Source organism: Isosphaeraceae bacterium EP7 (assembly GCA_038400315.1).
Classification (GTDB): Bacteria; Planctomycetota; Planctomycetia; order Isosphaerales; family Isosphaeraceae; genus EP7.
This window is the reverse complement of record CP151667.1, coordinates 4,304,921-4,331,399: the sequence shown is the minus strand read 5'-3', so window position 1 is coordinate 4,331,399 and position 26,479 is coordinate 4,304,921. Positions and strand designations below refer to the sequence as shown.

At 66.7% G+C, this 26,479-nt stretch carries 23 protein-coding genes; 9 read left to right on the top strand and 14 right to left on the bottom strand.

The annotated features are described in order from the left end of the window. Positions 1 to 3 precede the first annotated feature (3 nt). Together EP7_RS16795 and EP7_RS16790 are read left to right on the top strand one after the other, a co-directional pair. Complete coding sequence (locus EP7_RS16795) at positions 4 to 582, top strand: response regulator (protein ID WP_463522727.1); 579 nt, start codon at positions 4 to 6, stop codon at positions 580 to 582. A gap of 59 nt (positions 583 to 641) precedes the next feature. Further along, on the top strand, positions 642 to 2,621 hold the full coding sequence (locus EP7_RS16790; protein ID WP_463522725.1) for an ATP-binding protein: 1,980 nt from the start codon (positions 642 to 644) through the stop codon (positions 2,619 to 2,621). 485 nt (positions 2,622 to 3,106) lie between these two features. On the opposite strand, the gene EP7_RS16785 is transcribed toward EP7_RS16790, so the two are convergent. From EP7_RS16785 to EP7_RS16745, 9 genes are all read right to left on the bottom strand, one after another. Further along, positions 3,107 to 3,406, bottom strand: a complete 300-nt coding sequence (locus EP7_RS16785) for a hypothetical protein (RefSeq protein ID WP_463522723.1) — start codon at positions 3,404 to 3,406, stop codon at positions 3,107 to 3,109. A 254-nt stretch (positions 3,407 to 3,660) separates the two neighbouring features. Beyond that, on the bottom strand, positions 3,661 to 4,575 hold the full coding sequence (locus EP7_RS16780; RefSeq protein ID WP_463522721.1) for an urease accessory protein UreD: 915 nt from the start codon (positions 4,573 to 4,575) through the stop codon (positions 3,661 to 3,663). Continuing rightward, positions 4,572 to 5,210 (bottom strand): urease accessory protein UreG, encoded by a 639-nt coding sequence (gene ureG / locus EP7_RS16775; protein WP_463522719.1) that lies wholly within the window; start codon positions 5,208 to 5,210, stop codon positions 4,572 to 4,574. The genes EP7_RS16780 and ureG overlap by 4 nt, the downstream gene beginning before the upstream one ends. Before the next feature lie 29 nt (positions 5,211 to 5,239). Further along, complete coding sequence (locus EP7_RS16770) at positions 5,240 to 5,929, bottom strand: urease accessory protein UreF (RefSeq protein WP_463528431.1); 690 nt, start codon at positions 5,927 to 5,929, stop codon at positions 5,240 to 5,242. Positions 5,930 to 6,019: 90 nt separating this feature from the next. Beyond that, positions 6,020 to 6,625 carry an urease accessory protein UreE gene (locus tag EP7_RS16765; RefSeq protein ID WP_463522717.1) on the bottom strand — a complete coding sequence of 202 codons (606 nt, stop codon included), beginning with the start codon at positions 6,623 to 6,625 and terminating at the stop codon, positions 6,020 to 6,022. A gap of 31 nt (positions 6,626 to 6,656) precedes the next feature. Further along, positions 6,657 to 8,375 carry an urease subunit alpha gene (locus tag EP7_RS16760; protein WP_463522715.1) on the bottom strand — a complete coding sequence of 573 codons (1,719 nt, stop codon included), beginning with the start codon at positions 8,373 to 8,375 and terminating at the stop codon, positions 6,657 to 6,659. A 35-nt stretch (positions 8,376 to 8,410) separates the two neighbouring features. Beyond that, a complete protein-coding gene (gene ureB, locus EP7_RS16755; protein ID WP_463522713.1) occupies positions 8,411 to 8,905 on the bottom strand; it encodes an urease subunit beta in 495 nt (164 codons plus the stop codon). A 49-nt stretch (positions 8,906 to 8,954) separates the two neighbouring features. Beyond that, entirely contained in the window at positions 8,955 to 9,257 is a 303-nt protein-coding gene (locus tag EP7_RS16750; RefSeq protein ID WP_463522711.1) for an urease subunit gamma, read from the bottom strand. Between the two features lie 63 nt (positions 9,258 to 9,320). Next, on the bottom strand, positions 9,321 to 10,220 hold the full coding sequence (locus EP7_RS16745; RefSeq protein WP_463522709.1) for an urea transporter: 900 nt from the start codon (positions 10,218 to 10,220) through the stop codon (positions 9,321 to 9,323). A 250-nt stretch (positions 10,221 to 10,470) separates the two neighbouring features. Between EP7_RS16745 and EP7_RS16740 the strand changes: the two genes are divergently transcribed. Both EP7_RS16740 and EP7_RS16735 read left to right on the top strand, forming a co-directional pair. Next, on the top strand, positions 10,471 to 12,276 hold the full coding sequence (locus EP7_RS16740; RefSeq protein WP_463522707.1) for a porin: 1,806 nt from the start codon (positions 10,471 to 10,473) through the stop codon (positions 12,274 to 12,276). 809 nt (positions 12,277 to 13,085) lie between these two features. Next, entirely contained in the window at positions 13,086 to 13,337 is a 252-nt protein-coding gene (locus EP7_RS16735) for a hypothetical protein (RefSeq protein WP_463522705.1), read from the top strand. 39 nt (positions 13,338 to 13,376) lie between these two features. Here the strand turns inward: EP7_RS16735 and EP7_RS16730 are convergent, their stop codons facing one another. From EP7_RS16730 to EP7_RS16715, 4 genes are all read right to left on the bottom strand, one after another. After that, positions 13,377 to 13,907, bottom strand: coding sequence for an HD domain-containing protein (locus EP7_RS16730; protein WP_463522703.1), 531 nt, complete (start codon positions 13,905 to 13,907; stop codon positions 13,377 to 13,379). Positions 13,908 to 14,030: 123 nt separating this feature from the next. Next, positions 14,031 to 16,037, bottom strand: coding sequence for a sigma-70 family RNA polymerase sigma factor (locus EP7_RS16725; protein WP_463522701.1), 2,007 nt, complete (start codon positions 16,035 to 16,037; stop codon positions 14,031 to 14,033). Positions 16,038 to 16,199: 162 nt separating this feature from the next. After that, on the bottom strand, positions 16,200 to 17,789 hold the full coding sequence (locus EP7_RS16720) for an alkaline phosphatase D family protein (RefSeq protein ID WP_463522699.1): 1,590 nt from the start codon (positions 17,787 to 17,789) through the stop codon (positions 16,200 to 16,202). 273 nt (positions 17,790 to 18,062) lie between these two features. Continuing rightward, positions 18,063 to 19,097: a Gfo/Idh/MocA family protein gene (locus tag EP7_RS16715; RefSeq protein ID WP_463522697.1), complete on the bottom strand. Its 1,035-nt coding sequence runs from the start codon at positions 19,095 to 19,097 to the stop codon at positions 18,063 to 18,065. Between the two features lie 815 nt (positions 19,098 to 19,912). Here EP7_RS16715 and EP7_RS16710 point away from each other — a divergent pair. Genes EP7_RS16710 through recJ form a run of 5 tightly spaced genes read left to right on the top strand, consistent with a single transcriptional unit; the run spans position 19,913 to position 25,312 of the window. Continuing rightward, positions 19,913 to 21,397: a HEAT repeat domain-containing protein gene (locus EP7_RS16710; RefSeq protein WP_463522695.1), complete on the top strand. Its 1,485-nt coding sequence runs from the start codon at positions 19,913 to 19,915 to the stop codon at positions 21,395 to 21,397. Next, positions 21,384 to 21,962: a GltB/FmdC/FwdC-like GXGXG domain-containing protein gene (locus tag EP7_RS16705; RefSeq protein ID WP_463522693.1), complete on the top strand. Its 579-nt coding sequence runs from the start codon at positions 21,384 to 21,386 to the stop codon at positions 21,960 to 21,962. Before EP7_RS16710 ends, EP7_RS16705 begins: the two co-directional genes overlap by 14 nt. A 28-nt stretch (positions 21,963 to 21,990) precedes the next feature. Next, entirely contained in the window at positions 21,991 to 22,425 is a 435-nt protein-coding gene (locus EP7_RS16700) for a hypothetical protein (RefSeq protein ID WP_463522691.1), read from the top strand. 35 nt (positions 22,426 to 22,460) lie between these two features. After that, entirely contained in the window at positions 22,461 to 23,516 is a 1,056-nt protein-coding gene (gene corA, locus EP7_RS16695) for a magnesium/cobalt transporter CorA (RefSeq protein WP_463522689.1), read from the top strand. Continuing rightward, positions 23,516 to 25,312, top strand: coding sequence for a single-stranded-DNA-specific exonuclease RecJ (gene recJ, locus EP7_RS16690; protein WP_463522687.1), 1,797 nt, complete (start codon positions 23,516 to 23,518; stop codon positions 25,310 to 25,312). The genes corA and recJ overlap by 1 nt, the downstream gene beginning before the upstream one ends. Positions 25,313 to 25,315: 3 nt before the next feature. On the opposite strand, the gene EP7_RS16685 is transcribed toward recJ, so the two are convergent. Next, on the bottom strand, positions 25,316 to 26,479 hold the full coding sequence (locus EP7_RS16685) for a DUF1501 domain-containing protein (RefSeq protein ID WP_463522685.1): 1,164 nt from the start codon (positions 26,477 to 26,479) through the stop codon (positions 25,316 to 25,318).

The window sequence follows — 26,479 nt, the reverse complement described above, 5'->3', positions numbered from 1 at the left end:
ACTATGAAGACCGTGTTCACGACCGGTGAAGCGGCGAAGATCTGTAAAGTCAGTCAGCAGACCATCATCCGCTGCTTCGACTCGGGCCAGCTACGCGGATTTCGCGTCCCTGGCTCGCGCTTTCGCCGCATCCCACGCGAGTCGCTCTTCCGGTTCATGAAGGAAAACAGCATCCCCACCGACGCCCTCGAAAGCGGCCGGCGGCGGATCCTCGTGGTCGACGACGACCAGGCTGTTGTCGACCTGATCGTCGACGTGCTCGCCGGCGACGCCCGGTTCGAGACCAAGGTCGTGAATAACGGATTCGGCGCCGGGATGCTCGCCAAGGAGTATCACCCCGACCTGATCATCCTCGACGTGATGCTCCCCGACATCAACGGCCAGGCCGTCTGCGAGCTGATCCGCAAAGACCCGACGATGTCGGACATCAAGATCATCTGCATCTCGGGCTTGATCGAGGAAGACAAGATTGACGAGCTGCGGGCATCCGGGGCCGATGATTTCCTCCACAAGCCGCTCGACATCGATGAACTCCTCCGGCGAATCTGCCGACAACTAGACATTGAGACCGCGGCAAGCTGAGCGGTCCCGGCGTGGCAGGATGCCCGCCGAATGGCGCCGAGGGGAAGGAGCCCGACTCGGTGAGTGTTCCCATGTCCGCGAGGCCCGACCACACGCGTCGGCCAGCAGGCCCGGCCCCCCTGCCCCTCCGTCCCGCGACCGCCCGGCTCGTGCTGGCCAGGCTGGCCGAGTCCGAGCGCGAGCCCGATGACCATCGCAGCGAGCCCGACCTCGTCGCGCCCGCCGCCGCCGAGATCGACCCGGGCTGGCAGCTCGCCGCTTCCCGCCTGCGTCAATCCGGCCCTTTGAGTCCCGCCGGTCTCGTCGCCGAGACCACCTGGTGGCCGACACTCGACGGCCCCGCTGCCGAGGCGGTCGAGACCCTCTGGCGGCACTCCGTCGCCGTGATGCTCGCCGCCAGGCGCATCGCACGAGAAGCGGGTGACACCGATCCCGACCGCGTCGGACGCGCCGGCCTGCTCGCCAATCTCGGCTACTGGTCCATCGCCGCCGACCGTCCGGATCTCCTGGCCAGACTGCTCGCGATGGCCAACCCGGCCGAACGGCATGCGTTGGAAGTCCTCGAGCTGGGCAAGGATGCGCCGTCCATCGGCCTGGCCCTGGCCGATCGGCTTAGCTGCGATTCGCTCGTCGCCGACGCCGCCTGGCTCGCCTCCGACGAGCGAGGATCGCTCAACTCCGGCGCCTCGGACGCCCTGCGCCTGTCCTGGATCCAGGAAGCCCACGCCCGGGCCAACCAGACCCCATGGACCCTCGCACCGCAGGCCCGCAACGGCGCCGGGCCCACCGACGTCCGCGTCCGCCTGCTCATCGCCGAGGTCCAGGTCCGCTGCTCCGGCAACCTGGTCGCCGACGACTCGTCACGCCGCGAGGAAGACCTCTCCCGTCGGCATGTCGCGCTGACGCTGAAGCATCGTCGTCTCGCCCACGACCTCGCCGCCAAGGACCGGTTCCTCGACGCGCTCACCTCGTCCGACCCCGCCGATTCCCCCGCGAACTGGGCCGCTCAAGCGGGGCGCCTGTGGTGTGAAGAACCCGGGGTCGCCAGCGCACGGGTCTCCTGGTCTCCCGAGAGTCTTACCCCGTCGGCCAATCCCAGGCCACCGCTCGTCGTCCCACTTTCGGCCGACGGCCAGGGTGCGGAAGTCCATCTCTGGCCCGAAGATCCGGCCGACGCCGCTCGTCTGCTACGCCACCCGACGCTGGAGGCCTGGCGCGCCTGGGCCGGCCGTGTCAGCGACCGCGACCGGCTTGCTCGCAGGCTCGACGCGGTGGTGCATTCGCATCGGTCGCACCTCGGAGACGAGACCCGGTCGAAGCAGTCGGATCATCTGGGCGCCCTGGCCGAGTTCGCCGCCGGGGCCAGCCATGAGATGAACAACCCGCTTGCCGTCATCCTCGGCCGGGCCCAGCTCCTTCTCGCCGCGACCCGCGACGCCGACACCGCCAAGTCGCTGCGGGCGATCATCGGCCAGGCGCAGCGGGCCCACCACATCCTCCGCGACCTGATGCACGTCGCCCGCCCGGCCGAGCCCAGGCCGCGTTCGTGCCAGCCCGCCGAGATCATCAACGGCTGCCTGCGTGACCTCCAGCACGAGGCGCAGGCCCGCGACATCCGGATCCAGTCCGAGAACCGCGACGCAGGGCCCGCCGCCTGGGTCGACCCCGACCCGCTGCGGCAGGTCGCCGACGCCCTGGTGCGTAACGCCCTGGAAGCGAGCCCCAAGGGATCGAGCATCTCGGTCACGACCGAACGATCCCTCGCCGGCCTGCGGTGGACGGTCCACGACGAAGGACGTGGGCTCTCCGCGACCGACGCCAGCCACCTCTTCGACCCGTTCTATTGCGGTCGACAGGCGGGCCGAGGCCTCGGCCTGGGTTTGCCCCGGGCGGCCCGCTACCTCGAACGAGCGGGGGGCCACCTCGCCTGGCATTCCTCTCCGGGACAGGGGACCACGTTCGTCGCCACGCTCCCGCTCAGCCCGGTCGTCAGGCCGCTTCCCCTCGGCGAGGCGGGCCCACCCCCCAGCCCGGGATAGTCGTCCAACATACCCACGTTGCGGGGTTGGCATCTCCCCGGGAACGTCACGTTTGCCGAGAATCAGCCCGCAACAGAAGCATGGCCCTAGATTTTCGGGATTCGCACCCCTGAGGTAAGTTCAAACGAAACACTCGGAGGTCAGCCCTTGCGCATCTCGAAATTTCGCCTCCGAACTTTGATGATCGCCGTGGCAATCCTGGGAATCGCGTTCGGTGGCCTTGCTGGTCTTCGACAAATGGACCAGCGGAGGCAAAGGTTCCGCGCCTTGGCACGAAATCACCTGATCAATCGCCTTAAGATGATAGGTTTGGCGGGGCATCAAGCCGGGACAGCCGACGCCGAAAGTTATCAGATACGCGCCGAATACCATCACGCACTCAGCCTGAAATACCAAGACGCATCCAGCCACCCGTGGCTTCCGGTGTCGTCAGACCCACCTGAACCCAGGTGAAAGACGATCCGCAAATTTAACTTGGCAGACGACTAAGCGGTCTGCGAGCGACCCACCATCGAGTCGGCCACCTCGTGGCAGGCTTCGCACAGGAACGTCACGACGAGCGGCTCCTGGTAGTCCCAGTGGTGCCGCTCCAGCCTCTGATGCCGGCGGCACCAGGTGCAGCACGACGGGCGCTCGATCAGGCCGAGTTGCTCGGCAAGCGACGCGGCATAGCGGGCCGACCTGGTGCGAATCCGCCGGGGGCGGGCCATGTCGGCGCTAATTTCCAGGTGCCGCCGGAGGCGGGCGAACCGGGTATTGAGGAAGTGCCGTCTGCCCTTTTTCATGGCTCGATGCCCCATAAAAGGGTTCATCAACAGGCCCGAAAAATCGACAACTGACGGGAATTCCACTCCATCGGCGCTGACCGAGGACCGGCCACGCGGGAGAATCCTGGAGGGCAAGGCCTCCAGTGAACTCTAGCCTCAAATCCCCAAAAGTCCAATCGGCCCGGCCGCCAATGTCCCGCCTATCCGATTCTTCATCGGCCGCAAGGGCATACTCCTCGAGTTCTTCATATCGCTAAGACCGCATATTCCGATCAACGCCAGAGGAATTCCGCAGGCACCGGAGAGCCCGCGACCACGGGCCGGACGATCGACCAGAACTCGCGGATCCGGGCACGGGCGATGCTCGACTCCCTGGCCAGCACCTTGAAGATCAGTCCCGCGTCGTTGGGCAACCTCGACACGCCCTCGACCCAGGGCAAGGATCGGTCGAACGACGGCCTCACCTTGGCGAAGATGGCCTCGGCGTGAATCTTCGGAGTGAGCAGGATGACGTTGCCGAAAACGTCGTAATCGCCCATCACGCCAAGTTCGCGAGGGCTGAGGGCGTGCGGTTCGATGACGTATTTCTCGGCGAAGAGTGTCTTCCCGCCGGGACGCTCGGCCCTGACGGTGGACGAGAAGAGGTCGAACTCGAAGGACTCGCCGTCGCCGTAATACTTGCGACCGGCCATCAGTATTTCCGAATACAACAGGGTCGCCGTGGGGTCGACGTTCAGGCGGGTCCGGGTCAGGAATCGCGAGTGACGGAACGGGATGATCTGATCCGGGAGATATTCCAGGTAGGAATTCTCCTCCAGGATGATCTCCTGCTCCTGCGCGGCGAAGTTGGCGTCCATCTCGTGGATCTTCGTCGCGGCCTGGCTGGTGACGTGGCCGATCGCCCCGGGCCCCGCCTCGATCTTGATCTGGTATCGGTCGCCCTGGAGGATCCCGCCGGAGTTGGTGATGATGAACACCCAGGGGATTCCGGGCAGTCCCTCGTCGCAGTAGATTGCACGCTGGACGAGCAGAGGCGCCTTGCGTTCCATGTGCGAGAGGATCGATTTCTCCCCCCGCCGCTCGAACCTGAGGCGCAGTCGCGCATCCTTCCCGAGGGAGCCGCTCGGGAGCTGTGCCGGTTCGTCCTGATAGGGGGCCAGCTCGGGCACCAGGTGAAGGGGGGTCACTCTTTGATGGCCTTCAACTGGAGATCGAACAGGACGTTCTCGCGGATCAGGTGCACGAGTTCGTCGACCCCCTCGCCGGTCTTGCAGTTGGTGAAGAGGTGAGGCTTCCCCCCCCTCATCAACTGCGAGTCTCGGTCCATCACCTCAAGGCTCGCGCCGACGTAAGGGGCCAGGTCGGTCTTGTTGATGACCAGGATGTCGGACTGGGTGATGCCCGGGCCATTCTTGCGCGGGATCTTGTCGCCGGCCGCCACGTCGATCACGTAGATGAAGTAATCGACGAGTGCCGGGCTGAAGGTGAGCGTCAGGTTGTCGCCGCCGCTCTCGATGAGGACGACGTCGGTGTCGGGGAAGCGTGCCTCCATGTCCTCGACGGCGGCCAGATTCATGCTCGGGTCTTCGCGGACGGCGGTGTGCGGGCAGGCGCCGGTCTCGACGCCGAGGATCCGCTCCTCGATCAAGACCCCCTTGAGCGTGCGGCGGACCTGCTTGGCGTCCTCGGTCGTCACCACGTCGTTCGTGATGATCAGGACCCGGATCCCGAGATCGACGAGCCTGGGGGTGATCGACTCGACGATCGCCGTCTTGCCCGACCCGACCGGGCCGCCGATTCCGATGCGCGTGATCTTCTTCATGACGCCCCGATTCCCGTCAACCAACGAATCTAATTCATGAACATCCGGACGTGGGCGCCGACGTGCACGGCCGCCAGCACGTCGATCGAGGGGGCATACGACGCCATCTCTTCGAGCGGCGCGACGGCGGCCCGCTCGTAGGCGGCGTCGGCCCCGTCATTGATCCGATAGAGGATCGCCTGCGCATCGAGATAGTCGAGCCTCATCAGTCGGAGCGCGGCCCCCAGCATCATGCTCGCCACGCCGTACTGATGCACCCCGAAGGCGATCCGCTCGTCGAGCCCCATGGACGCGAAAACGAGCCCCTGGGCCACCGGATAGGTCCCCGGGGTCTCGCCCGCGCGGATCGAGGCCAACCAACTCGCGGCGGCCGGGTCTCCGTTCACACGCCCGGCCATCTCCGCCAGCTTGCGACCCATGCGCGTGTTCATGGTGCGAAGTTCTTCGCCCAGCTTGCGGTCGAACACCGCGTGGTCGGCCAGGATGACCCGCGAGAGGTCACCGGCGAGGGTGCCTCGATGGGCCTCAAGCAGCGCGATGCCGTCGGACGTCCCGGCCTGCCGCACGGCGGTGCGCACGAAGGCCTCCAGGGTTTCTTGGTCCTGCACCAATCCGCACTGGACGGCCGATTCGAGCCCGTTGGAGAACGAGAATGAGCCAACCGGCAGCATCGAGTCGCCGAACTGGAGCAGGCGCATCACGCCCAGGAGATCCGTCATGGGAACGGAGACGGGATCAGGTCGTGTGTCTGTTGGGATACTCATGCGGGTGTGCGAACGTCCGCCCTTCCCTGTCATCGTGAATAGCGATTACGGACCGACGACCGCCCCGGTCGGCGGAGGATCCTGCGGCGCCACGAGCCCCGATGCGTGCGAGTGGGGCGTGGCGTCGGCGCCGCCGAAGAGTCGCCTGGACTCGTGCGGGGCCATGTAGGGGACGATCTCCTGGCCCGGCTTGAACTCGTGACGAATTCCGACGAATGCATGGGTCCGCATTACCGAGTCCATCACCTTGCGGTCGACGGTCAGGGGAACATAGACGGTCGTCCCCTTCACCACGGCCGGCCAGTGCTGGTTGCCGAGCGCATGGCCGAGCTCGAAGCAGGTGCGAGCGAGGATCTCGGCCGGCTCTCCCAGCAATCCGTCCAGGTGGATCACCAGGACGTCCTGGAGCCTGATGCGGGCGACGTTTGCGGTGCGGGTCGCCTCGTCCCAGGCCAGGATGTCTCCGTCGCTCAGGTGGGTTGAGCGCTCCAGGGCCACCGCCAATTCGGTGCCGTTCTCGCTTCTCAGGCGAAACCTGTTCTTCTGCGCCTGCCACTGGTCCAGATGCAGCAGGTCGACGACCGCCCCTTCCAGCTTCCGCGCCCACTCGGCATCGCGGATATTTCCCAGCGGTTTCTCGACGAGGATCATGCTCCACCCCGGGTTCGGCGTTGGTCGCGGCTCAGCTGAAGAAATGGAGCTGGTTCAGCGAGATATGCGTGGGCGGCTTGATCGTGGCGTGCACCCCGTCGACCGTCACGGCGAAGGTCTGCGAGTTCACCTCGATCTTGGGCAGATAGCTGTTGCGGACCATGTCGTGCTTGGTCAGCGTGCGGGTCCCGTAGACCGGCTTGACCACCCGCTTGAGGTCGAGCTTCTGGGCGACTCCCAGGTCGAACGCGGCCTTCGAGATGAATGTCACGCACGTCTCAGTCATCGCCGATCCGAAGCCGCCGAACATCGGCCGATAATACATCGGCTGGCAGGTGGGCAGCGAGGCGTTGGGGTCGCCCATGTTCGCCCAGGCGATGAAGCCCCCCTTCAGGACCAGCTTCGGCTTGGCGCCGAAGAACGCGGGCTCCCAGAGGACCAGGTCGGCCATCTTGCCCGGCGCGATCGAGCCGAGCGTGTCGGCGATGCCCACGGTGAGCGCGGGGTTGATGGTGACTTTGGCCACGAAGCGGAGCACGCGTTCGTTGTCATTTCCCTCGGAATCCTCGGGGAGCGGGCCGCGGGCCTTCTTCATGATGTCGGCCGTCTGGATGCTGCGCAGCCAGCTCTCGCCCACCCGGCCCATCGCCTGCGAGTCGCTGCTGATGATCGAGATGGCCCCCATGTCGTGCAGCACGCTCTCGGCCACGATCGTCTCGCCGCGCACCCGGCTCTCGGCGAAGGCGACGTCCGACGGGATCTTCGGGCTCAGGTTGTGGCAGACCATGATCATGTCGAACAGCTCGGCGACCGAATTCACGCCGCAAGGCAGCGTCGGGTTGGTCGAGCTGGGGAGCACGTTCGACTGCCCGACCACCTTTAAGAGGTCGGGCGCATGGCCGCCGCCGGCCCCTTCGCTGTGGTAGGTGTGGATGGTCCGGCCGTCGAAGGCGGCGATGGTGTCCTCGACGTAGCCGGCCTCGTTGAGCGTGTCGGTATGGATGGCCACGCAGACGTCGAACTCATCGGCAACGCGCAGGCAGGAGCGGATCGTGGACGGGGTCGTGCCGTAGTCCTCGTGGATCTTGAACCCGGCGGCCCCGGCGAGTAGCTGCTCGACGAGCGGGGACCGGCCCGAGCAGTTCCCCTTGCCCTGGAAGCCGACGTTGACGGGAAGCCCTTCGGCGGCCCGGAGCATCATCTCCATGTTCCAGGGGCCGTTGGTCGTGGTGACCCCGTTGGTCCCGTCGGATGGCCCGATTCCTCCCCCCCAAAGTGTGGTGATGCCGTTGCTGAGCGCGGCGTAGGCCTGCTGCGGCGAGATGAAGTGGATGTGCGCGTCCATCCCGGCGGCGGTCAGAATGAGGTGCTCGCCGGCGATGGCGTCGGTGGCGGTGCCGGTGGTCAGCCCAGGCGTCACCCCGTCCATGGTGCTGGGATTGCCCGCCTTGCCGATGCCCACGATCCGGCCGTTGCGGATCCCCACGTCGGCCTTCACCACGCCCAGCAGCGGGTCCAGGATGGTCACGTTGGTGATGACCATGTCCAGGCAGCCGGCCGCCTGGGTGATCTGGTTGTCCGAGCCCATGCCGTCGCGCAGGGTCTTGCCGCCGCCGTATTGCAGCTCGTCGCCGTAGTTGCGCAGGTCGCGCTCGATCTGGATGAACAGGCTGGTGTCGCCCAACCTGATCCGGTCGCCCACGGTCGGCCCGTACAGGTCGGCGTACTGCTTCTTGGAGATCTTCGACATGGCTCGGCTAGACTCCCCCGGGTGTCTCGGTCGGTTCAGGCCTTCTTGGAGGACTTGAAGCCGAGCGCCTCGGCCTTGGCGATCGCCGTGATCCGGTTCGGCCGGAAGTCGGGCTCGGGCCCGCCGCCGGTCCAGCCGTCGACCAGGTTATTGAACCCGTAGCAGTGCTGCTTGCCCCCCATGGGCACGAGCTGGACGGTCTTCTGGTCGCCCGGTTCGAAGCGGACGCCTGTCCCCGAGGGGATGTCCAGCCGCAGGCCGAACGCCGCGGGGCGGTCGAATTCGAGGGCGCGGTTCGTCTCGAAGAAGTGGAAATGCGAGCCGATCTGGATGGGTCGGTCGCCGGTGTTCCGCACCTCGAGGCTGGTCTGGGGGCGCCCCGCGTTCAGCTCGATGTCCCCTTCGCCCAGGATCAGGCCCCCCACGGGAGCCTCGGACAGGCTGGTGGCCTGCGGCGCGGCGTCGGGGTGGCGCAGCCACGGGCCGACCCCCGTCTCGTCGGTGCCTGGCTTGAATTCGGGCTCCGCCATGGGCTGGTCTCCTGCGGCTCGGGGATCGGACGAGATCGAGACACCCTTGTTACTTGATGGGGTCGTGCACCGTCACAAGACGGCTGCCGTCGGTGAAGACGGCCTCGACCTGGACGTAGGAGATCATGTCGGCCACCCCCTCCATCACGTCGGCTTTCGTCAGGACCTGGGCGGCGTCCTTCATCACCTCCTCGACCGACTTCCCCTCGCGGGCCCCCTCCAGCGCCGCGGCGCAGATCACGGCCATCGACTCGGGATGGTTCAACTTCAGCCCTTTGGCCTTGCGCCTCAGGGAGACGTCGGCCAGCGTGTGGATCATGAGCTTATCGAGCTCGCGCGGCGTCAGGTGCATCGATCACCCCCCGGGGCTTTGGAAGAGAGGAGAACAAGCCGGAGCGAATGGACCAATCCGAGGTTATCGTGCCTGCCGTTCCCTGAGGAACTCGCGCTCGACGATCCCGGCGATGAGGACAATCCACGATGCGACCACGAACGGCGCCGTGAGCGCGGGCAGGCCGAGCGATTTCGGGAAGAACTCCGTCAACGGCACCGAGATGAGCGCCCCCAGGATGGGGACGAGCAGCGACCTCCGCCAGAGGTAGACCGCCATCGCCGTGAGCGCCGCGTTGTAGCCGTAAAGCCCGAGCGAGACCGATGGATCGGGGTCACCATGATACATCGCCGTCAGCGTACCGACCGTCGATCCCACCAGCGCCAGGATGGCGTGCCGGGGGTCGCTCAACGCGATGCCGATCAGGAAGAAGGCCCCCGTCAGCGAGCTCGCCCCCAGCATCACCTCGGCCTCGCCAGCCAGCACAGACCGCAGGAATCCCGCGGACTCGACCGGCACCGGGGAGTGAGGCGGATCGATCGAGTTGCCTGCCATCCCGTGCGCCGTCAGCAACGCCGCCCAGGTCACCAGCACGAAGGGCGCGGTGTACGTCGGGAACGGCAGGAATTGCCGTGCCAGGCGCGTGACCAGCGACGCCAGCACGCAGCCGACGACGATCAGGATCCAGGTCGTCGGCACCGGCCGCAGCAGCACCAGCAGGGCTAGCCCCACCAGCGCCGAGTTGAACCCGTAAATCCCCTGCTCAATCTCGTCGGCGGGAAACTTCAATGCCACCGCCACTGCCGACCCGATGAGCGAGCCGAGCAAGGCCCCGGCCGCGAACAACGGAGAGCCGAACGCCAGGCCGATCACGAACAGAAGGCCAGTCCCAGCATGGGGCTGGAACATCACCTGGGCGACGCCTCGGAGCACGACCGACATGATGCGTCGGGCACCAACCGCCCCGTTCCAACGCTCAGGCATAACGCCCCACCCCAGGTGCAAATCGTACAAGCCGATTGGACTTAGAAGGTTACGGCTCGCCGCCCCGAGCCGTTTTCGGCCTGCACTATAGAGGCGTCGCTGGGGCAAGGCAAGAGTCAGTCGCCCTGTTATGCGGATTATTCCGACGAGTTTTCAAGCGATCGGCCTCCGCAGACCGATTCATCTCTAACGCATACGTCCTACAGGACTCACGGCTCGCGTCCGCACGCCCAGGTGGGGGTATCCCCAGATGACGGATCTTAGAAATCGGTCAGCACGCACCGCCCCGCGCCGGCCGCGACGATCCGTCCTGGCTGTACCTCTGGCCCTCCTGCTCGTCCTGACATCGACGGCAGACGCGCAGAACCCGACGCCCCCCCGCCCCGGAAGCAGGGCTCGCGGCGCAGCCGCCCAGCCGGTGTTCGTCCCGCCGGCGCCCATCGCCGTCATGCCTGCTCCGGCGGCTCCAGTGGCCAATCCGGCGCCCGCGGTCGCCGCCGACCCGCTCCAGGCCGACCCGACCAACGCCGAGCTCGCCGCCGAGATGCGTAGCCTGCGCGCCGAGGTCGCCGAGGCCCGCGCACTCAAGGCCGAGCTGCTCCAGCTTCGCGGCGAGATCCGCGCGATGAGCGAGCTGCCCGCGGCCGATGTCGGCGCCTACAGTGAAGCCGGCAACCCTCGTGGCGGAACCGCCTCCGAGGCGGGCGACGGCATCAACGGCGTACCCGAACGCTACCACTCGGGGGCGTTCGCCGGCAGCGACCACCCCAATCCCAGCACCAGTCGCTTCGGGCTGAAGGCTCGCTATAAGTACAACGAGAAGGCGACCGGCCCGCTGGGCGGCGGCGGCTACTTTGCGTTCAGCTCCGACGACGACGAGTACAGCCTCAACGTCACCAACCAGGTGACCGTCGACGGCACCTTCGTCGACCGGGCGAGACTGCCCACCGACGAGCAGGGGTTCAACATGCCCTTCACTCGTTCCTTCATCTACGGCAACATCACCAAGGACTGGAGCTATCAGGTCGGCGTCCAGGGCTTCCTCGGCACGTTCAACCTCCTCGATGCCTTCCTCGCCTGGCACATCACCGACGACATCACCCTCCGCGCAGGCAAAGGTCTGGCCCCCCCCTTGTATGAATACTACGCTTTCAGCCCCGCGCTGGAACCGGTCATCACCAACTCGCCGCTCTACCAGCTGGCCGGCAAGCGTCCCATCGGCATGATGCTCACCGGCACGCTCTGGGACAAACGCATCCAGTGGTGGTCGGGCGTCAATAACAGCGGGGCCAGCCTGTTCGGCAACATCGACCGCAACCAGGACTTCAACGGCGCCGTCGACGTCACCCCTTTCCGGGGCGACGACTGGGAAGGGACCATCTGGGAAGGCCTCGGGGCCGGCGTCGGCTTCTCCGCCGGCAAGCAGCAATACCTCCTCAAACAGGGGGGGACCGCCTTCACGAACAATGGCGAGTCCACCACCAACGAGGCCTTCACCACCGTCCTGGGCATCCCCTTCCACAGCTATAACGCCAACGTCTCCGCCGACGGGATGCGAGACGTCTTCGCCCCGCACGTCTACTGGTACGGCCGCTTCAGCGCCCTGGCCGAATACATCAACCACAGCCGCGTGCTCACCGACGGCGACACCAAGGGCCGATCCACCCAGCGCGGCTATTATGTCAATCTGTCCTACTATCTCACCGGCGAGAAGGACTTCAAGGGCAACGGCTTCCAGGGCTACTCAACCGTCATCCCCAATCGACCGTTCATCCCCAGCCGACAGCTGTATGGCCCGGGTGCCTGGCAGATCGCCGCCCAGTGGTCGGAGCTGAACGCTGGGACCGGCGACTTCGCTCGCGGGTTCGTCACCGCGGGCAACAACGCCAGCCGCATGGGCAACTTCATGACCGGCATGAACTGGTGGCCCAACCGCTACACCAGGCTCAGCCTCGACTACGTCTGGACCCACTTCAACGAGGCCATTCCCCTGAGCGGCCGGAGCCCGATCGACACCTACCAGACCGTCTGGATGCGGTTCGCCATGTTCTTCTGATCGAGCCGACCGATCGTCCCCCCCTCGACCGAGGAGGTCGCGTGCCTGATCCGTCGAGGACGGGTTTTCTGAGTGAGAAGTCACACGCGTCGCGTGGCTACCGGCTCTTGCTCGTCGTGTTCCTTGCGACATCGCTCTCTGCAGCCGCGAAGGCCCAGGTACCCGCAGACGTCGCCCCGTCCCGGTTCCCGCCTCGACTGTCGCACCGCCCGAGAAATCCGCCTTCAACGCCCTGCTCGATTCGGGCGGAGGGACTAAGCCGGCCCGGATCACCGCCCCCGACACCAAATTCATCGCCGGCAACGACGACAACGGCTTCGTCATCGTCGCCCCCTCCGACAAGCAGCGTGCCCCCTTCGCACTCAAGTTCAATCTCACCTCGCAGGTCCGCTACAGCGGTTTCTCGCGAGCCGTTCCCACCTGGACCGACAGCTCGGGCATGGTCAAGCCGGTCCTGAACCAGAGCAATTTCAACCTCAATCGCGCCTGGTTCACCTTGAGCGGCTTCGCCTTCTCGGCTCACCTAACTCCGCAGCGTCAGGGAGTCCGACTTCGCCGCCGGCTCCGTCAAACCGGAAAACACCATCCTCTGCCATTCCGACGGCACGCCGCTCTTCCAGCGGGGCGCGCTCGCTCCGGGCGTCCTCGTCAAGGCCGCCGACGTCACCCTCTTCTCTTATGACCTGGCCCTCAAATATCGCGGATTCAGCGCCAGCGGAGAATTCTACGCCCGATGGATCCAGGGCATTGACGCCGCAGGCGGTTCCTTTCCACGCGGCGACCTCAGCCAGTTCGACACCGGCGGACTCGTGCAGCTCTCCTACTCGATCATTCCCCGCAGGCTCGACCTCTTCGGGCGGGTCTGCATCGTCTCGGGCAAGTTCGGCGAGGGGACCGAGATCGGCGGCGGAATCAACTGGTACGTCTTCGACAATCGCAACGTCCGGGGGACCTTCGAGACCAAGAAGGTCAACCACTCCCCAGCCGCCAACGACCTCTACGGCTACTTCGCCGGGGAGATCGGCACCCGCTTCCAGGCCCGGATCCTCACCGACTTCTGATCGGCCAACCCTCCAGGCCGGATGCCCGACCTCCACGCCTCAATCGGCGCCTTCGATCTCGATCCCCCACGCGTCCGCCACCCAGTCGGGCATCTCGCACGCCTCGGACCGACCGTTGGCCCAGTCGATCATCACCGCACGGCTCGCCGCCTCGGTGCAGAGGAAGGCGGGCTCGGGGCAGATTCCCACCCGGCCGAGGTCGAGCCGGTCGGCATCCCAGCAGGTCTGGACCGTCGGGTCTGGATGCGTCCGCCCGGACGTGTGGTCGCGGCATGCGACGAACAAGAGTTCGAAGGTTTCCTCCCCGAGTTCAAGCCCCCGTCCACGCAAAGTCCTGGCGAACACGGCCGCCCTGGGCCCATGCCCCGGATCATCGTCGTCGTTCCATCGCTTCGAGTCATGAATCAGCGCAAACGCCTTGACGACCTCTACATCCGCCCCCGTCTCGGTCGCCAGCCTCAGCCCATTCTCCCAGACCCGCGCCCAGTGAGAGACGCCGTGAATCCCGCCCGGGGACATGACGTACTCTTCCATTACCGCATCCAGGATCAGGCGTGCGTTGATGGGCATGAGGCTATTCCCGCAGGAAACGACTCTCCAGAACGCTTCATTTCGACCCGGTCGAAACCGTGCCAGGCGCCCGGGATTGGCTCTTCTAACCCGGGGAAACCAGACGGACCGGTAAGGTCCATGCTAAGGACGAACCTTCGCGGCGGAAAATTCAGTCGTCATCAGCGTTCGCTCGGCCAGGCCCGACTCCACGCCGATAACGGTGACCGTCTTGTTGTCGCAAGACACGAGGGCCTTCCCGTCGGGCGAGAAGGCCAGTGATGTCACGTCCGACGACTCACCCTCATAGGTCCAACGCAGCCTTCCCGTTCGCGCCTCCCAGAGCTTGACCTCGCTGACGAGCCTCCAGCCGGGGCTGATTCCTCCGGGCGACCTGGGGGGATCTTGGCGGACCGGGCCGCTGCTGCCGCTCGCGAGCGACCGTCCATCGGGGGAAAACTGGATCGCCATCACACCCCCGTGGTGTCCTTCCAGGGTCCGCAAAGCATCACCCGTCAGCACATCCCACAGGATCACCTGGCCCGCGGGCCGGATTCCATCCTCGGAGAGATACGCCCCTCCTCCTGCAAGTGTCTTGCCGTCGGGAGAAAACGCGACTGAGTAGATGCTCCCCCTTGCCGGCGATAGCGCGACCCGGACATCCCCGGTCCGCGCGTCCCAGATCCTGACCTTGTTGGTCCCCGTGCTCGCCAACGACTTTCCGTCGGGCGAAAAGGCAACCGAGAGCACCCAGTCCATGCGGCCCATGTGGGTCCACTTCAGCTTGCCGGTCTTCGCCTCGAAGAGACGCACCTCGTAGGCGGACTTATCGAGCAGTACACCGATTCCACCGCCGATGGCAATCGAGCCACCATCGGGAGAGAAAGCGATCGAGGAGACACCGATGTTCGGATCAACTGCGAGCAGGCCCTCGCTCAGCCCTGGAAATGAGCGGATCGGTGCTCCCGAATGGGGATCCCAGAGCCTGACGATTGCATCGTCGCCGCTGCTCGCCATGACCGATCCGTCCGGGGAGAAGGCGATCGTGCGGATGATTCGCCCGCCCCCACCGGTGGGGGCTCGCTTCTGACCTGTGGCGAAATCCCAGAGCAAAATCGGGCCGAACCCGGCCGAGACAATCCTCTTGCCATCGGGGCTGAACCCGACGGCCAAGGCGCGGTCGCTATCCACTGCGTCCGTCTTCGTCTCCGACACTTCGGGGCCCGTCCGGGTGGTCACGGCCGGGCCGACCGGGGCAACCTGGGCGGGATCCTCCCTCGCATTCATCCGTCGTGCAATGACAAACGCACCCGACGTCGCCATGACGGCGGCCAGCGTGGCCAGTCCGACCGACTTCAACTTGGCCTTGAACATGCTCATGAGCACTCCCTCAGTTAGTCGAAGGACCAACCCCGACGACCCACCGCCCGACAGAGCCTCCATCGCGGCGATCATCGTGGAATCCGCGAGGGCCTTCGAAATCGTCGACAGGCCAACTTCCTCCCGAAGCAATGCCCCGGGCACCCAGGTCGCCGGGGCCAGTCCCCGCCGAGTCAGCCGTGAGTTCAGCCTTGCCCGACCTCGCGATAGACGGCTCTTGAGAGTCCCCACGGCACAGCCCAGGGAATGCGCCGCTTGCGCGTAGGACCGGCCTTCCAGGTCGCAGAGAACGACCGGAATGCGGTAGCGATCGGGCAGCCGGCCAATCTCCTCGTGGACCACGCAGGCGTCGGGGCCAAGTCTTTCGCCGGGGCTCACGCGTTCCTGGTTTAGAGACGCGGCCGTTCGCTCGTGGCCCCGGCGACGCACCGTCGAGGCTCGCGACGACCTCGCGGCGCGCAGGGCCACCTGATGCAGCCAGGGGCCGAGGGTTTCCAGTGTCCAGAGCGAACGAGCCTTGCGGGCAAGCACCAGGAAGGTCGCCTGGCAAGCATCGCGGGCGTCGTGCTCGTCGCGTAGGATCGACCGGCAGACGCCCAGGACCAGGGCGCCGTGGCGATCGACGAGCGCGGAGAAGGCAAGCTGGGCCGTGGGATTCTCCCCCTCGACGAAGCGCTCCAGCAACTGACCGTCGCTCAGCGAGCCCGACGCGCCGAGCCCGAACAGGCTCGCCAGGTCGCGCGCCGCCCCGTCTGCCCGGCTGGTTGCCACACGATCGCCTCCAGCGCCCGCCATCCGCCCCGGCCTCGTTGTGGATAACGCCGCGCCGGCGGTCGAAGGTTCCAAATTTAAATTGGAAAAGCGGCCCGATGGTACGCAGGAGTTGCCTCCATCGCACCATCGGGCCGCCGCGAACCTGCAACTGTCGGAGGCTCAGGCCGGGCTTAGGCCGGGCTTGCCCGCCTCCAGGCGGAACGAGGCGCGGGTGGACGCGACTCCGCCGGGCTTGGTCACCTGGTCGAGCACCTGATAGTCGGTGCGCCACTCGGTCGGCGTGACGTTGCAGCGCACGTAGCCGCGCTGGGCGTTGAAGAAGCGGATGCCGGGGTTGGCGGCGAGCATCAGATCCGAGCCCTTGCGGGTGTCGGAACCATCGCTGCCGCTGGAGATCGACGTGCCCACGAACTCGGCGGCCACCACCGGCTCGTCCACCTTGCGGTCGTCGACTCGCAGGTCATTGGCCCAGTTGCAGTGGATGTCGCCGGTCAGGACGACCGGGTTGGGAATCTTGCGATCGGCCAGGAACTTGACCAGGCGGATACGCTCGGCGGCGGCACCCGGCCACTGGTCCATCGAATATTGCGGCTCGCCCGGCGAGGGGAAGCCGACCATGCCCATCATCACCTGCTGTGCCAGGATGTTCCAGGTGCCGCCCGAGTCCAGCAATCGCGAGGCCAGCCAGTCGGCCTGCTTGGCACCCAGCAGCGAATTCTTCCGGTCCAGGGCCGCGTCGTTCAGGGGCGATCGCTTGTCGCCGTTGGGCTGGTCGGAGCGATACTGCCGGGTGTCGAGCACCTGGAACTCGGCCAGCCGGCCGAACTTCACCGTCCGGTAGAGCTGCAAGTTCGGGCCCTGGGGCAGGCTGTCGCGCCGCAGCGGCATCATCTCATAGTAGGCCTGGTAAGCGTTGGCTCTGCGGAGGAGGAAGTCGATGGGTTCGACGCCGTCCTTCTCGTTGATCTCGGCGGCGTAGTTGTTGTCGACCTCGTGATCGTCCCAGGTCACCACCCAGGGGCAGGCCGCGTGCATCGCCGCCAGGTGCTTGTCGGTCTTGTACTGCGCGTGGCGAATCCGGTAGTCGTTCAGGGACTCGATCTCGGCGCCCTGGTGCTTGCGGACGCCGTTGTCGCGGCCGGGCCCCTCGTAGATGTAGTCGCCCAGGTGGACGACCAGGTCGAGCTGGTCCTTGAGCATGTGCTCATAAGCGGTGAAGTGGCCGGCCTCGTAATGCTGGCACGAGGCGAAGGCGAACTTCAGCGTGTCGGGCGTCGAGCTGGCCTCGGGCGCCGTCCGGGTCCGGCCCACCGGGCTGGCGGCGTCGCCCGCCTGGAACCGGTAGTAGTACCAGCGGCCGGGCTTCAGGCCGTCGACCTCGACGTGCACCGAGTGCCCGAGCTGCGGGGTGGCCAGGGCCTCGCCCCGGCGCACGATGTTGGTCATGGCCTCGTCGTCGGCCAATTCCCAGGCCACGGCGACCTTCTCTTCGGGCATCCCGCCACCCGGCTCCAGCGGCCTGGGCGCCAGCCTGGTCCAGAGCACAACCCCCGTGTCGGTCGGGTCGCCCGATGCCACGCCCACCGTGAACGGGTCGGAATCGAACCTGGGCTTGCGAACGGTGCGGCCCTCGGCCCGCAGGCCCAGGATGGGCAAGGCGGCCAGCGCCCCGGCATAGCTCAGCATCAGGCGGCGGCTGATGCCCCCCTCGGAACGGACGGCGCTTTCGAGCGTCCTGCGGTCGAACATGGAGTGTCTCCGGTCGGGTCAACTCGCGGAAATCCAGGGGTCTACGCACGCCGAAGGCCCCGTGCGATCGTCCAGGGGCGGGAACCACGGGCCATGGCGCCATGATCGGGCCATTCGCCGGGCCAGTCCACCCGCCAACATCCGCGGGAATGCGAGATGACGTCCGGGACGATTCGGAGGGTCGGTGCCACAGGCCTCCAGTTCTGACAGAGGACCGTGAAGAACCGACCTCCGACCGCGCGAAGACCCGGCAAAACTCCGCGCATCGCCACGTCAGTCAGGCCAGCCCCAGGGTCCCTCCACCGCCCGATCCTCGGCGGCCGACCGCACCGCGGCGTCCAGCACCCGGACCACCTCGCGCCCGTGCTCCGCGGTCACCGCAAGCGGCTCGCCGTCGATCAGGTGCGCCGCGATGTTCGCGTAATAGGCGTCCCAGGAGCTTCGAATCGTCTCGACGACCGACTCGCCCGACTCATCCCTGACCCGCGCCCGCCGGTCGTCGGCCTCGCTCGCCGCGTCCAGGTTCCCCTCCCGCAACGCCGCCTCCTGCGGGTCGAGCCCATCCTTGACCAACCCCCCGTTCGGGCCCAGCACCCACCACCTTGGCCGATCCAGCCGGCAGATCCGGCTCGTCTCCAGCTGCACCAGAGTCCCGGCCCCTTCCAGCACGATCCGCCCATGCCCGCCGATATCCACGCCCGGCCAGGGGGCCGGCGTCAGAGTAGCCCGCAACCTTTCGAATCGACCCAGACCCAGGTGCAACGCTTGGTCGACGAGGTGGGCCCCCCAGTCATGCAAAATCGTCCCGGCCTCCGCCGCCCGGCCCCGCCAGGTGCGAGGGGGCGCATACCGGCAGACCGAGCTTTCCACCAGGAACGGCCGCCCCAGACGCCCCGACGCAAGCACCCCCCTGACCGTCGAGAAGTCCCAATCCCATCGCCGGTTATGGAAGACCGACAGCATCCGCCCCGACCGATCTCGCGCCTCGATCATCGCGTCGGCCTCGGCTTCGCTCAGGGCCATCACCTTGTCGACCACGCAATCCTTGCCCGCCTCCAACGTCTGGATGACCTGCGATGCATGCACGTCGTGCGGAGTGGCCAGCACGATCAGGTCGACCTCGGAATCCGCCAGAGCCCCCTCCAGGCTGGAGTACCCGACGCCCCCCCAGCCCGCGACCGCCTCGGCCCTGCGACCGGCATCCCGGGCCACGAACCCGCGAATCTCCATCCGGCCCTGCCGCCGGATCAACGGGGCATGAAACGACTGACCGGCTAACCCATAGCCGACGATCACGGTCCGGATCATGCCGGGAAACTCCTTCAGCAGCCCGCCACCTCGATCCAACATGTTGACGCCACGCATCATCCCCGAAAAATTTCCAGAAAGTAGGGAGGAAGCCTTCAGAAATTCAGATGGTTCTCTTATGGAGAACTCGCTCATTCGAGCGAATGACTTCGCTCGAGTCCGAGGTCAGGATCCGTTGAGCTGAGAAGAATCACACCGCCATCCAGAAACCAGAAAACGCGCAACACAACGGCTTCCAGGCACTGAAGTTTCCGGAAGAGCATTTAATTGCACAACTATGTTTGGAACACAAAACGAACCCGGGAAGACGAAACGAACCCGGGAAGACGAAACGAACCCGGGAAGACGAAACGAACCCGGGAAGACGAAACGAACCCGGGAAGACGAAACGAACCCGGGAAGACGAAACGAACCCGGGAAGACGAAACGAACCCGGGAAGACGAAACGAACCCGGGCTTCGGGGCCGGATTCGAGCGGGGTGCAACACGGTCGATGGAACCATCGGTCGCCGGGGGCGTCGAATGGGTCATGCAACCTTCCGGCGAGGCGAGGTAAGGTGTCTGGGAAACTTGACATGGGTCCGGGAGCGGGTTAGCCTGAACCTGGGATGCCGCAAGGCCCGACTGCGACGTTCGTCGCATCCATCGGGCCGGGTTTCGGGGCCCGTCTCCGGGTCCCGCGGGCGGCTTCGTCCCCGCCCCCGATCGTCCTCGGCCGCGGCCTGCTCGCGTCCTTTCCTTTCGAATCAACCCTGTAAAGGTTAGCGAACATGCTCCAAGCGTCCGCCCCGAGGGTGCTGCGGGGAGATTCGCGGGTGTGCCTCTGGCCTGTGCCGGTGGTGTCCTGCTTGGTCGTGATCGCCACGTTCGCCTCCGCCGTCGCCCAGCAGGCACCGGCCAAGAAGGCCGACCAGCCCGCCGCGACGGCCAAGGATGCCCCCGAGCCCAAGGCCGAGCCGGCCGTCGTCCCCCAGGACGTCTCGGCCCCCAACGAGGCCCAGCTCAAGGGCATGGTCGATGCCTCTGAGGAGACCAAGTCGAACGTCGACGAGGTCTTCAAGGACCCCAAGACCGAGGCGGCCCTGGTCAACACCTTCAAGGAGTTGCGCCCGCCTAACCCGCCACTCGACCTGGTCGGTAACCCCAACGACCTCTCACGCATCAGGGGCTGGGCCGGCGGCAGCGGCCAGGCCGACAAGGCATTCCTCCAGCGGTATGTCGACTACTGGACGGCCGAGCTGACCAGCCATCGTAATATCAAGGCCCTGCTCGATCCCCCGTCGCAGCCCAAGAACGCCTCGGAGGCCAGCCGCAACGCCGCAGCCGCCCGGGCCATCGACCGCGCCGCGACGGCGCTGATCGACCCCCTGACGACGGCGATGGCCACCAACCCCCGCAACACGGCGTTCCTCAACGCCTATGTCCCCATCCTGATCTCGACACTGCCCAAGCTGCTGGACAACCACTTCTACGCCCGCATCCAGGCGATGATTGTCCTGGGAATGACCGGAAGTCCAGACGCTCTTGATATTTACATCAAGCAGCTGGATGACCCCGAGCAATCAGTCTGGGTCAAGCTCTGGGCAGCTCGCGGCATCACCAACGCCGCCCAGGGGGGACGCGGGACGCTGACCGACACGGCCAGGGCCATCAAGGCCGGGCAGTCTCTGGCCTCGTTCCTCGATCGCGAGACCGGCGCACCCTGGCCGGTCCGGATGAGGGTCGTCGAGGCCATCGGTGCGCTGCGAATCCCCACCCCGCTGGTCAGCGGCAAGGCCGAGATGGTCAACGCGGCCATGAAGCTGCTGAGCGACCCGAAGGAGCGCATCGAGGTCCGGTCGCAGGCCGCCTGGAGCCTCGGCATGATGAAGATCGCCCCGCCGCTTCAGGGCTATAACACCAACCTGGCCGCCTACGCCATCGGCCGCGCCGCCGCCGACCTCGGCGACCAGATCGTCGAGACGCACTCGTCGGAAGGCTCCCAGAAGGCCCAGCAGCTCACCTCGATGCTGCTCTATCAGGTCTACCCCGCCCTGGCCGGCGACCCCGCCGTGCAGGGCTCCGGTGCCAGCAAGGCGCAGGGGGCCGACAAGGCGGTCGTCGACCAGATCGTCAACCAGGTCAAGGCCGTCGCCGCCGCCGCCGTCCGCCTCTCGCAGGCGGCCGGAACGACGATCGAGGCCCGCAAGAAGGACCTCTCCGCCCGCGTCGCCGACCTCAAGGCGACCCTCGACAAGAACACACCCAAGGACCGCCGCCTCGTCGCCGGCGGAGCCGAGTACCCCGATGCCGCACGCTGAGGGGGACGCGCTGGTGGTCCCGGATATCAGGGACTACCAGCGCATCAACGCCGAGCTAACTCGCCTGCTCGACTCCGGTTCGCCTCGCGTGAGGCTCGTCGGCGTCGAGCGTCAACGCCTTCTGGCCGCCGGCCTCGCCGGCGCGTGGAAGGCCGTCATCGAGGTCGAGGGGAACGCCGGCCCCGAGTTGGGCGCCGGCCTGAACGCCCCCGGCCTGACCGTCCTTTGCCGGGGTGACGCCGCCGACGGCGTGGCTCGCAGCATGAAGGCCGGCCGGGTCGTCGTGCTGGGCTCCGCCACCGACGCCCCGGGCTACGACCAGCGGGGGGGCACCCTCATCATCGCTGGCGACGCGGGACATCGTGCCGGGCTCAACTGCCAGGGGGGCAGCCAGTTGTATCGAGGCCGAGTCGGCCGCCTGCTGGGCGAGCGCCAGTCGGGCGGGGTCATCTACGCCCCCCTCGGCTCCGTCGGTCCCCACTCGGGCCGAGGCCGGACCGGCGGAGACCTTGTCCTCTTTTCAACGATCGACGAAATTCCCGCCGAACTTATCGGCCTTTCCTGACCCGATTGTGCCCGCGAGGCGACCCGCCATGTCCCACTTCGGCGAAGCCTGGATTGGCCTGGCCGCCCTGCTCGCCGCGGGCTGCGCCGAGGAGCTGCACCCGGTCGTCGCCCACACTGCGGTCGTCCGCGGCCGGATCACCGTCGACGGTCGCCCCGTCGTCGGCGGCTGGGTCGAGTTCGTCCCCGTTGACGGCGCCGTCGGCCACCACCGAACCGCGCCGATCGGCCTCGACGGCCGTTATGAGGCGACCGGCGTCGCGGTCGGCAGGAACCTGGTCGCCGTCTCGCACAGCTCGGCCAACCGAGTGCCGGTGGCCCCGCCCATCACGTTCGGCCGTGTCTTCGGCGGATTCCGCAGCCCCTTGAGGCGTACAATCGATCCGACCTCCGCCTCGACGCTCGATCTGGAGCTTCGGGCCGCCCTGAGAGAGGTCCCCCCCGACTGGTCCCCCAACGGCTGATCCCCCGCCAGCCAACCGCAACGGAGCTGCGACGCATGGCGACCTCGGAAACCACCGCCGAAGCCCCCGCCCAGGGGTCGAAGACCGACCCAGCGATCTCGGTCCTCTACCGCTCAAGCTCGGGAGAGCTGCACCGCGATTGGCCCAGGGAACAGCTCCAGCAGGCCCTCGACGACCGCGAGGGTTGCGTCTGGATCGACATCGAGGACCCGGGGACGGTCACCGCCGAGGCCGAGACCTTGATGCGCGATACCTTCCAGTTCCACCCGCTGGCCATCGAGGATGCGCTCCAGCAAACCCACATCGCCAAGCTCGACGACTGGGGCAGCTACCTCTACCTGGTCTTTCATACCATCGACTTCCGGAAACGCGACGAGAAGCTCGGCATGCACGAGCTGGATATCTTCCTGGGCGTGAACTATTTACTGACGTACCACACCGAGCCGATCAACGCCCTCGACCAGCACCGTCGGAACATCGAGCGCGACCCTAGCAACCGCAATGGCCGGGGTGCCGAGCATCTCCTCTATCACCTGCTCGACGCGATCGTCGCCGAATATCTGCCCGCCATCGAACACCTGGATGATGCCATCGACGCGGCCCAGGACGAAGTCTTCAAGAAGGCCAGGCCCAGGACCCTCAAGCGCATCTTCCGCATCAAACGGGCGAGCCTGCGGCTCTACCGCACCCTCTCCCCCCAGCGCGAAATCATGAATCGCCTGGCCCGCGACCCATTCGCCCAGATCCACGCGGAGAATCGCGTCTACTTCCGCGACATTTACGATCACCTGGTCCGGACCCACGACATCGCCGAGAGCCTGCGCGACCTGATCTCGGGGGCGCTCGATACCTATCTCTCGGCGGTTTCGAACCGGACCAACGACATCATGAAAACTCTGACGCTGGTCACGGTGATGTTCCTGCCGATGACCTTCCTGGTGGGGTTCTTCGGCATGAACTTCTTCGGCCAGACGCTGGAGTTCACCGGCCCCCCCCTGCCCAAGGCCACCTTGTTCTGGGCGTCGGTCATCGTGATGGCGGCCACCCCCTACGTCCTCTGGTTCTGGAGCCGCCTCCGCGGATGGTTCTGATGGCCATCGACCTCGTCCCGCAGGCCCGCGAGAGACCCCGGATGCTCGCCCCACGCTGGCGCTTCAGGCCCTTCGACCGGGGGCCCATCGAGGAGCTAGCTCGCGAGTCGGGCCTCCCACCGCTGCTTGCCCACCTGCTCTGGAATCGGGGGATCCGCGACGCGATCACCGCATCCGAGTTCCTCGAAGCGAAGATGAAGGGGCTGCACGACCCCGAAAGCCTCCCCGGCATCGTCGAGGCCGCCGACCGGATCGTGGCCGCCGTCCGGGCCAACCGCAAGGTCGTCATCTATGGTGACTACGACGTCGACGGCGTCTGCGGCACGAGCATCCTCTGGCACTGCCTGAAACTCGCAGGCGCCACCAACGTCGAGTACTACATCCCCCACCGCGTCGAGGAAGGCTACGGCGTCAGCGCCGACGCCCTGCGCAAGCTGGCCGCCGAGGGGGCCGAGCTGGTCGTCACCGTCGACTGCGGCATCTCGGCGGTGGCCGAGGCGGAGCTCGCCCGGGAGCTGGGCCTCGAATTCATCGTCACCGATCATCACACCATCGGCGATCGGCTCCCCGAGGCCGCTGCGCTGGTCCATCCCAAGCTGATCGGCAGCCAATACCCGTTTCCCGAGCTCTGCGGCTGTGGGGTCGCCTTCAAGCTCGCCTGGCAGATGGCCAAGACCTTCGGTGATGGCAAGAAGGCGTCACCCCACATGCGCGGGTTCCTCATCAACGCCATGGGCATGGTCGCCATGGCCACCGTGGCCGACATGGTCCCCCTCTTCGGCGAGAACCGGGTGCTGGTCAAGCACGGCCTGGATGGGCTGAACCGCGCCCCATCGGCGGGCCTTCAGGCGCTCATCGAGGTCTCTGGCCTGAAGGATAAGCTGAAGATCACCAGCGGCCACGTCGGCTTCACCCTCGGGCCGAGGATCAACGCGGCGGGGCGGCTTGAACGGGCGATGCACGCCGTCGAGATGCTCACGACCGACGACGCCGCGCGGGCCATGGTGCTCGCCCGAGGGCTGGATGAGTGCAACGTCCGCCGCCGCGAGGTCGAGGCGCGGATGGTCGCCGAGGCCCGCTCCATGCTCGACGAGCTGGGCGGAATGGACGAGCGCCGGGGCATCGTCCTGGCCCGCGAGGGCTGGCATCCGGGCGTCATCGGCATCGTCGCCGGCCGGATCGCCGAGATGTTCCACCGGCCCACCGTCATCATCGCCCTGGACGGCGAACGAGGACAGGGCTCGGCCCGGTCCATCCCGGGCTTCAACCTGTACGACGCCCTGAAAGCCTGCGGCGACGTGCTGAGCGCGTTCGGTGGCCACTCCGCAGCCGCGGGCGTCCGCCTCCCCGCCGCCTCGCTCCCGCAGTTCACCGAGCTGTTCGACCGCCATTGCCGCGACGCGATCATGCCCGAGGCCCTGGTCAAGGAGCTGTCGATCGACGCCGAGATCGAGCTGGCCATGCTCACCATCCGCGTGGCCGAGCAGATCGAGGCCCTCGAACCCCACGGGATCGGCAACCTCAGGCCGATCCTGGCGACCTCCGGCGTCCGGCTCGTCGGCGACCCCAAGACGATGACCGAGGGCAAGCACATCAAGCTCCGCGTGGCCCACGGCACGGCCACCGTCGAGGCGGTGGGCTGGAACATGGGCGAACGCTACAAGCACCTCAAGGCCGGCATGCTCGTCGACCTGGCCTACCACCCCGCCATCAACGAGTGGAACGGCCGCCGCACCATCCAGCTCGAAATCAAGGACATCCGCCTCCTCGAAGGTGCGGCCGAAGCCGAACATTGAGACTCAACGGAACAGGTGAAGACGACCCTCCTGGCCCCGGCCGACCACCGGGGTCGGGTCGACGCCGAGCCAATCCGCCAGCAATGACGCATAAAGGTCGCGGAAATCGAGGGTGAAGCGGACATCCCCTTCGTCGAGGTCCCGGAGATCCGGCGGCCCGCCGAGGAGACCGCCTGCGACCCCCGAGCCTAGGAGGAGAACAGGCGCGGCCGCTCCGTGGTCGGTCCCCTTCGACCCGTTCTCTTCGAGACGTCGACCGAATTCGGAGAAGACGAGCACGACCACGCGATCGTCGAGCTTGCTCGCTTCGAGGTCGGCCTGGAAGCGAGCAAGCGCCTTGGACAGCGTTCCTAGCAGGCTTTGATGGGCGAATTCCTGCCCGGCGTGCGTGTCGAAGCCGTCGAGCGAGGTGTAATAGACCCTCGACCCTGAGCCCGACTCGATGAGCCGGCGGATCACTGCGAGCTTCACTTCCAGGCCTTCTCGCCCTGCGGTGGCATCGTCCGGGCGCATCGCCGCGACCCGATCGGCAATCGAGCGAGCCGCCTCCATCGCCTTCGCCACGCGACCCGCCGGAGTCGACGTCTCCGCAAGGCCCGCAATCGGGGTCAGCGCGGCCTCGGGTCGGAGCGTCATCGCCTTGATGTCGCCGAGCGCGAACGGGGCGACCTTGCGGCCCCGGACGGCGAGCGGCATGCTGTCGGGGCCGACGAAACAGGAGGGGGAGCGTTCCGGCGTGATCTCCGAGTAACGGCCGAGCCAGCCCGTGGTCGGCAACGGCGCGACGTCTCCGGACTGCCAGATCTCCATCGCCCGCGTGTGCGATCGGCTCGGCCTCGGGTAGCCGACATTCATCAGCACGCGCAGCTTCCCCGCGTCCCACTGGGTCCGCAGGCCGGTCATCGCCGGATGGAGGCCCATCGAATCATCGAGTTTGAGCACCTTGTCGGCGGCGATCCCGATCGTGGGACGTGCGCGGTGATAGGCGTCATCGACGTAAGGGATGACCATGTTCAGCCCGTCATTGCCGCCGGTCAACTCGACGACGACGAGGATGGGCGCGTCCGACTGAGGCCCTGCGGCGGCTGCCGCGCGACTCCAGAGGCCCGGGAGAGAGCCGAACACCGGGAGGGCGGACGTGTTCGAGAGGAAGCGGCGTCGATTCAT

Excerpts from the sequence above, each read along its gene's own strand:
- EP7_RS16750 (WP_463522711.1), bottom strand. The coding sequence starts at position 9,257 with ATGCACCTGACGCCGCGCGAGCTCGATAAGCTCATGATCCACACGCTG.
- EP7_RS16760 (WP_463522715.1), bottom strand. The coding sequence starts at position 8,375 with ATGTCGAAGATCTCCAAGAAGCAGTACGCCGACCTGTACGGGCCGACC.
- EP7_RS16765 (WP_463522717.1), bottom strand. The coding sequence starts at position 6,625 with ATGATCCTCGTCGAGAAACCGCTGGGAAATATCCGCGATGCCGAGTGG.
- ureG (WP_463522719.1), bottom strand. The coding sequence starts at position 5,210 with ATGAAGAAGATCACGCGCATCGGAATCGGCGGCCCGGTCGGGTCGGGC.
- EP7_RS16730 (WP_463522703.1), bottom strand. The coding sequence starts at position 13,907 with ATGCCCATCAACGCACGCCTGATCCTGGATGCGGTAATGGAAGAGTAC.
- ureB (WP_463522713.1), bottom strand. The coding sequence starts at position 8,905 with ATGGCGGAGCCCGAATTCAAGCCAGGCACCGACGAGACGGGGGTCGGC.
- EP7_RS16720 (WP_463522699.1), bottom strand. The coding sequence starts at position 17,789 with ATGTTCGACCGCAGGACGCTCGAAAGCGCCGTCCGTTCCGAGGGGGGC.
- EP7_RS16685 (WP_463522685.1), bottom strand. The coding sequence starts at position 26,479 with ATGAATCGACGCCGCTTCCTCTCGAACACGTCCGCCCTCCCGGTGTTC.
- EP7_RS16705 (WP_463522693.1), top strand. The coding sequence starts at position 21,384 with ATGCCGCACGCTGAGGGGGACGCGCTGGTGGTCCCGGATATCAGGGAC.
- recJ (WP_463522687.1), top strand. The coding sequence starts at position 23,516 with ATGGCCATCGACCTCGTCCCGCAGGCCCGCGAGAGACCCCGGATGCTC.
- EP7_RS16785 (WP_463522723.1), bottom strand. The coding sequence starts at position 3,406 with ATGAAAAAGGGCAGACGGCACTTCCTCAATACCCGGTTCGCCCGCCTC.
- EP7_RS16715 (WP_463522697.1), bottom strand. The coding sequence starts at position 19,097 with ATGATCCGGACCGTGATCGTCGGCTATGGGTTAGCCGGTCAGTCGTTT.
- EP7_RS16700 (WP_463522691.1), top strand. The coding sequence starts at position 21,991 with ATGTCCCACTTCGGCGAAGCCTGGATTGGCCTGGCCGCCCTGCTCGCC.
- corA (WP_463522689.1), top strand. The coding sequence starts at position 22,461 with ATGGCGACCTCGGAAACCACCGCCGAAGCCCCCGCCCAGGGGTCGAAG.
- EP7_RS16745 (WP_463522709.1), bottom strand. The coding sequence starts at position 10,220 with ATGCCTGAGCGTTGGAACGGGGCGGTTGGTGCCCGACGCATCATGTCG.
- EP7_RS16795 (WP_463522727.1), top strand. The coding sequence starts at position 4 with ATGAAGACCGTGTTCACGACCGGTGAAGCGGCGAAGATCTGTAAAGTC.
- EP7_RS16770 (WP_463528431.1), bottom strand. The coding sequence starts at position 5,929 with ATGACGGATCTCCTGGGCGTGATGCGCCTGCTCCAGTTCGGCGACTCG.
- EP7_RS16740 (WP_463522707.1), top strand. The coding sequence starts at position 10,471 with ATGACGGATCTTAGAAATCGGTCAGCACGCACCGCCCCGCGCCGGCCG.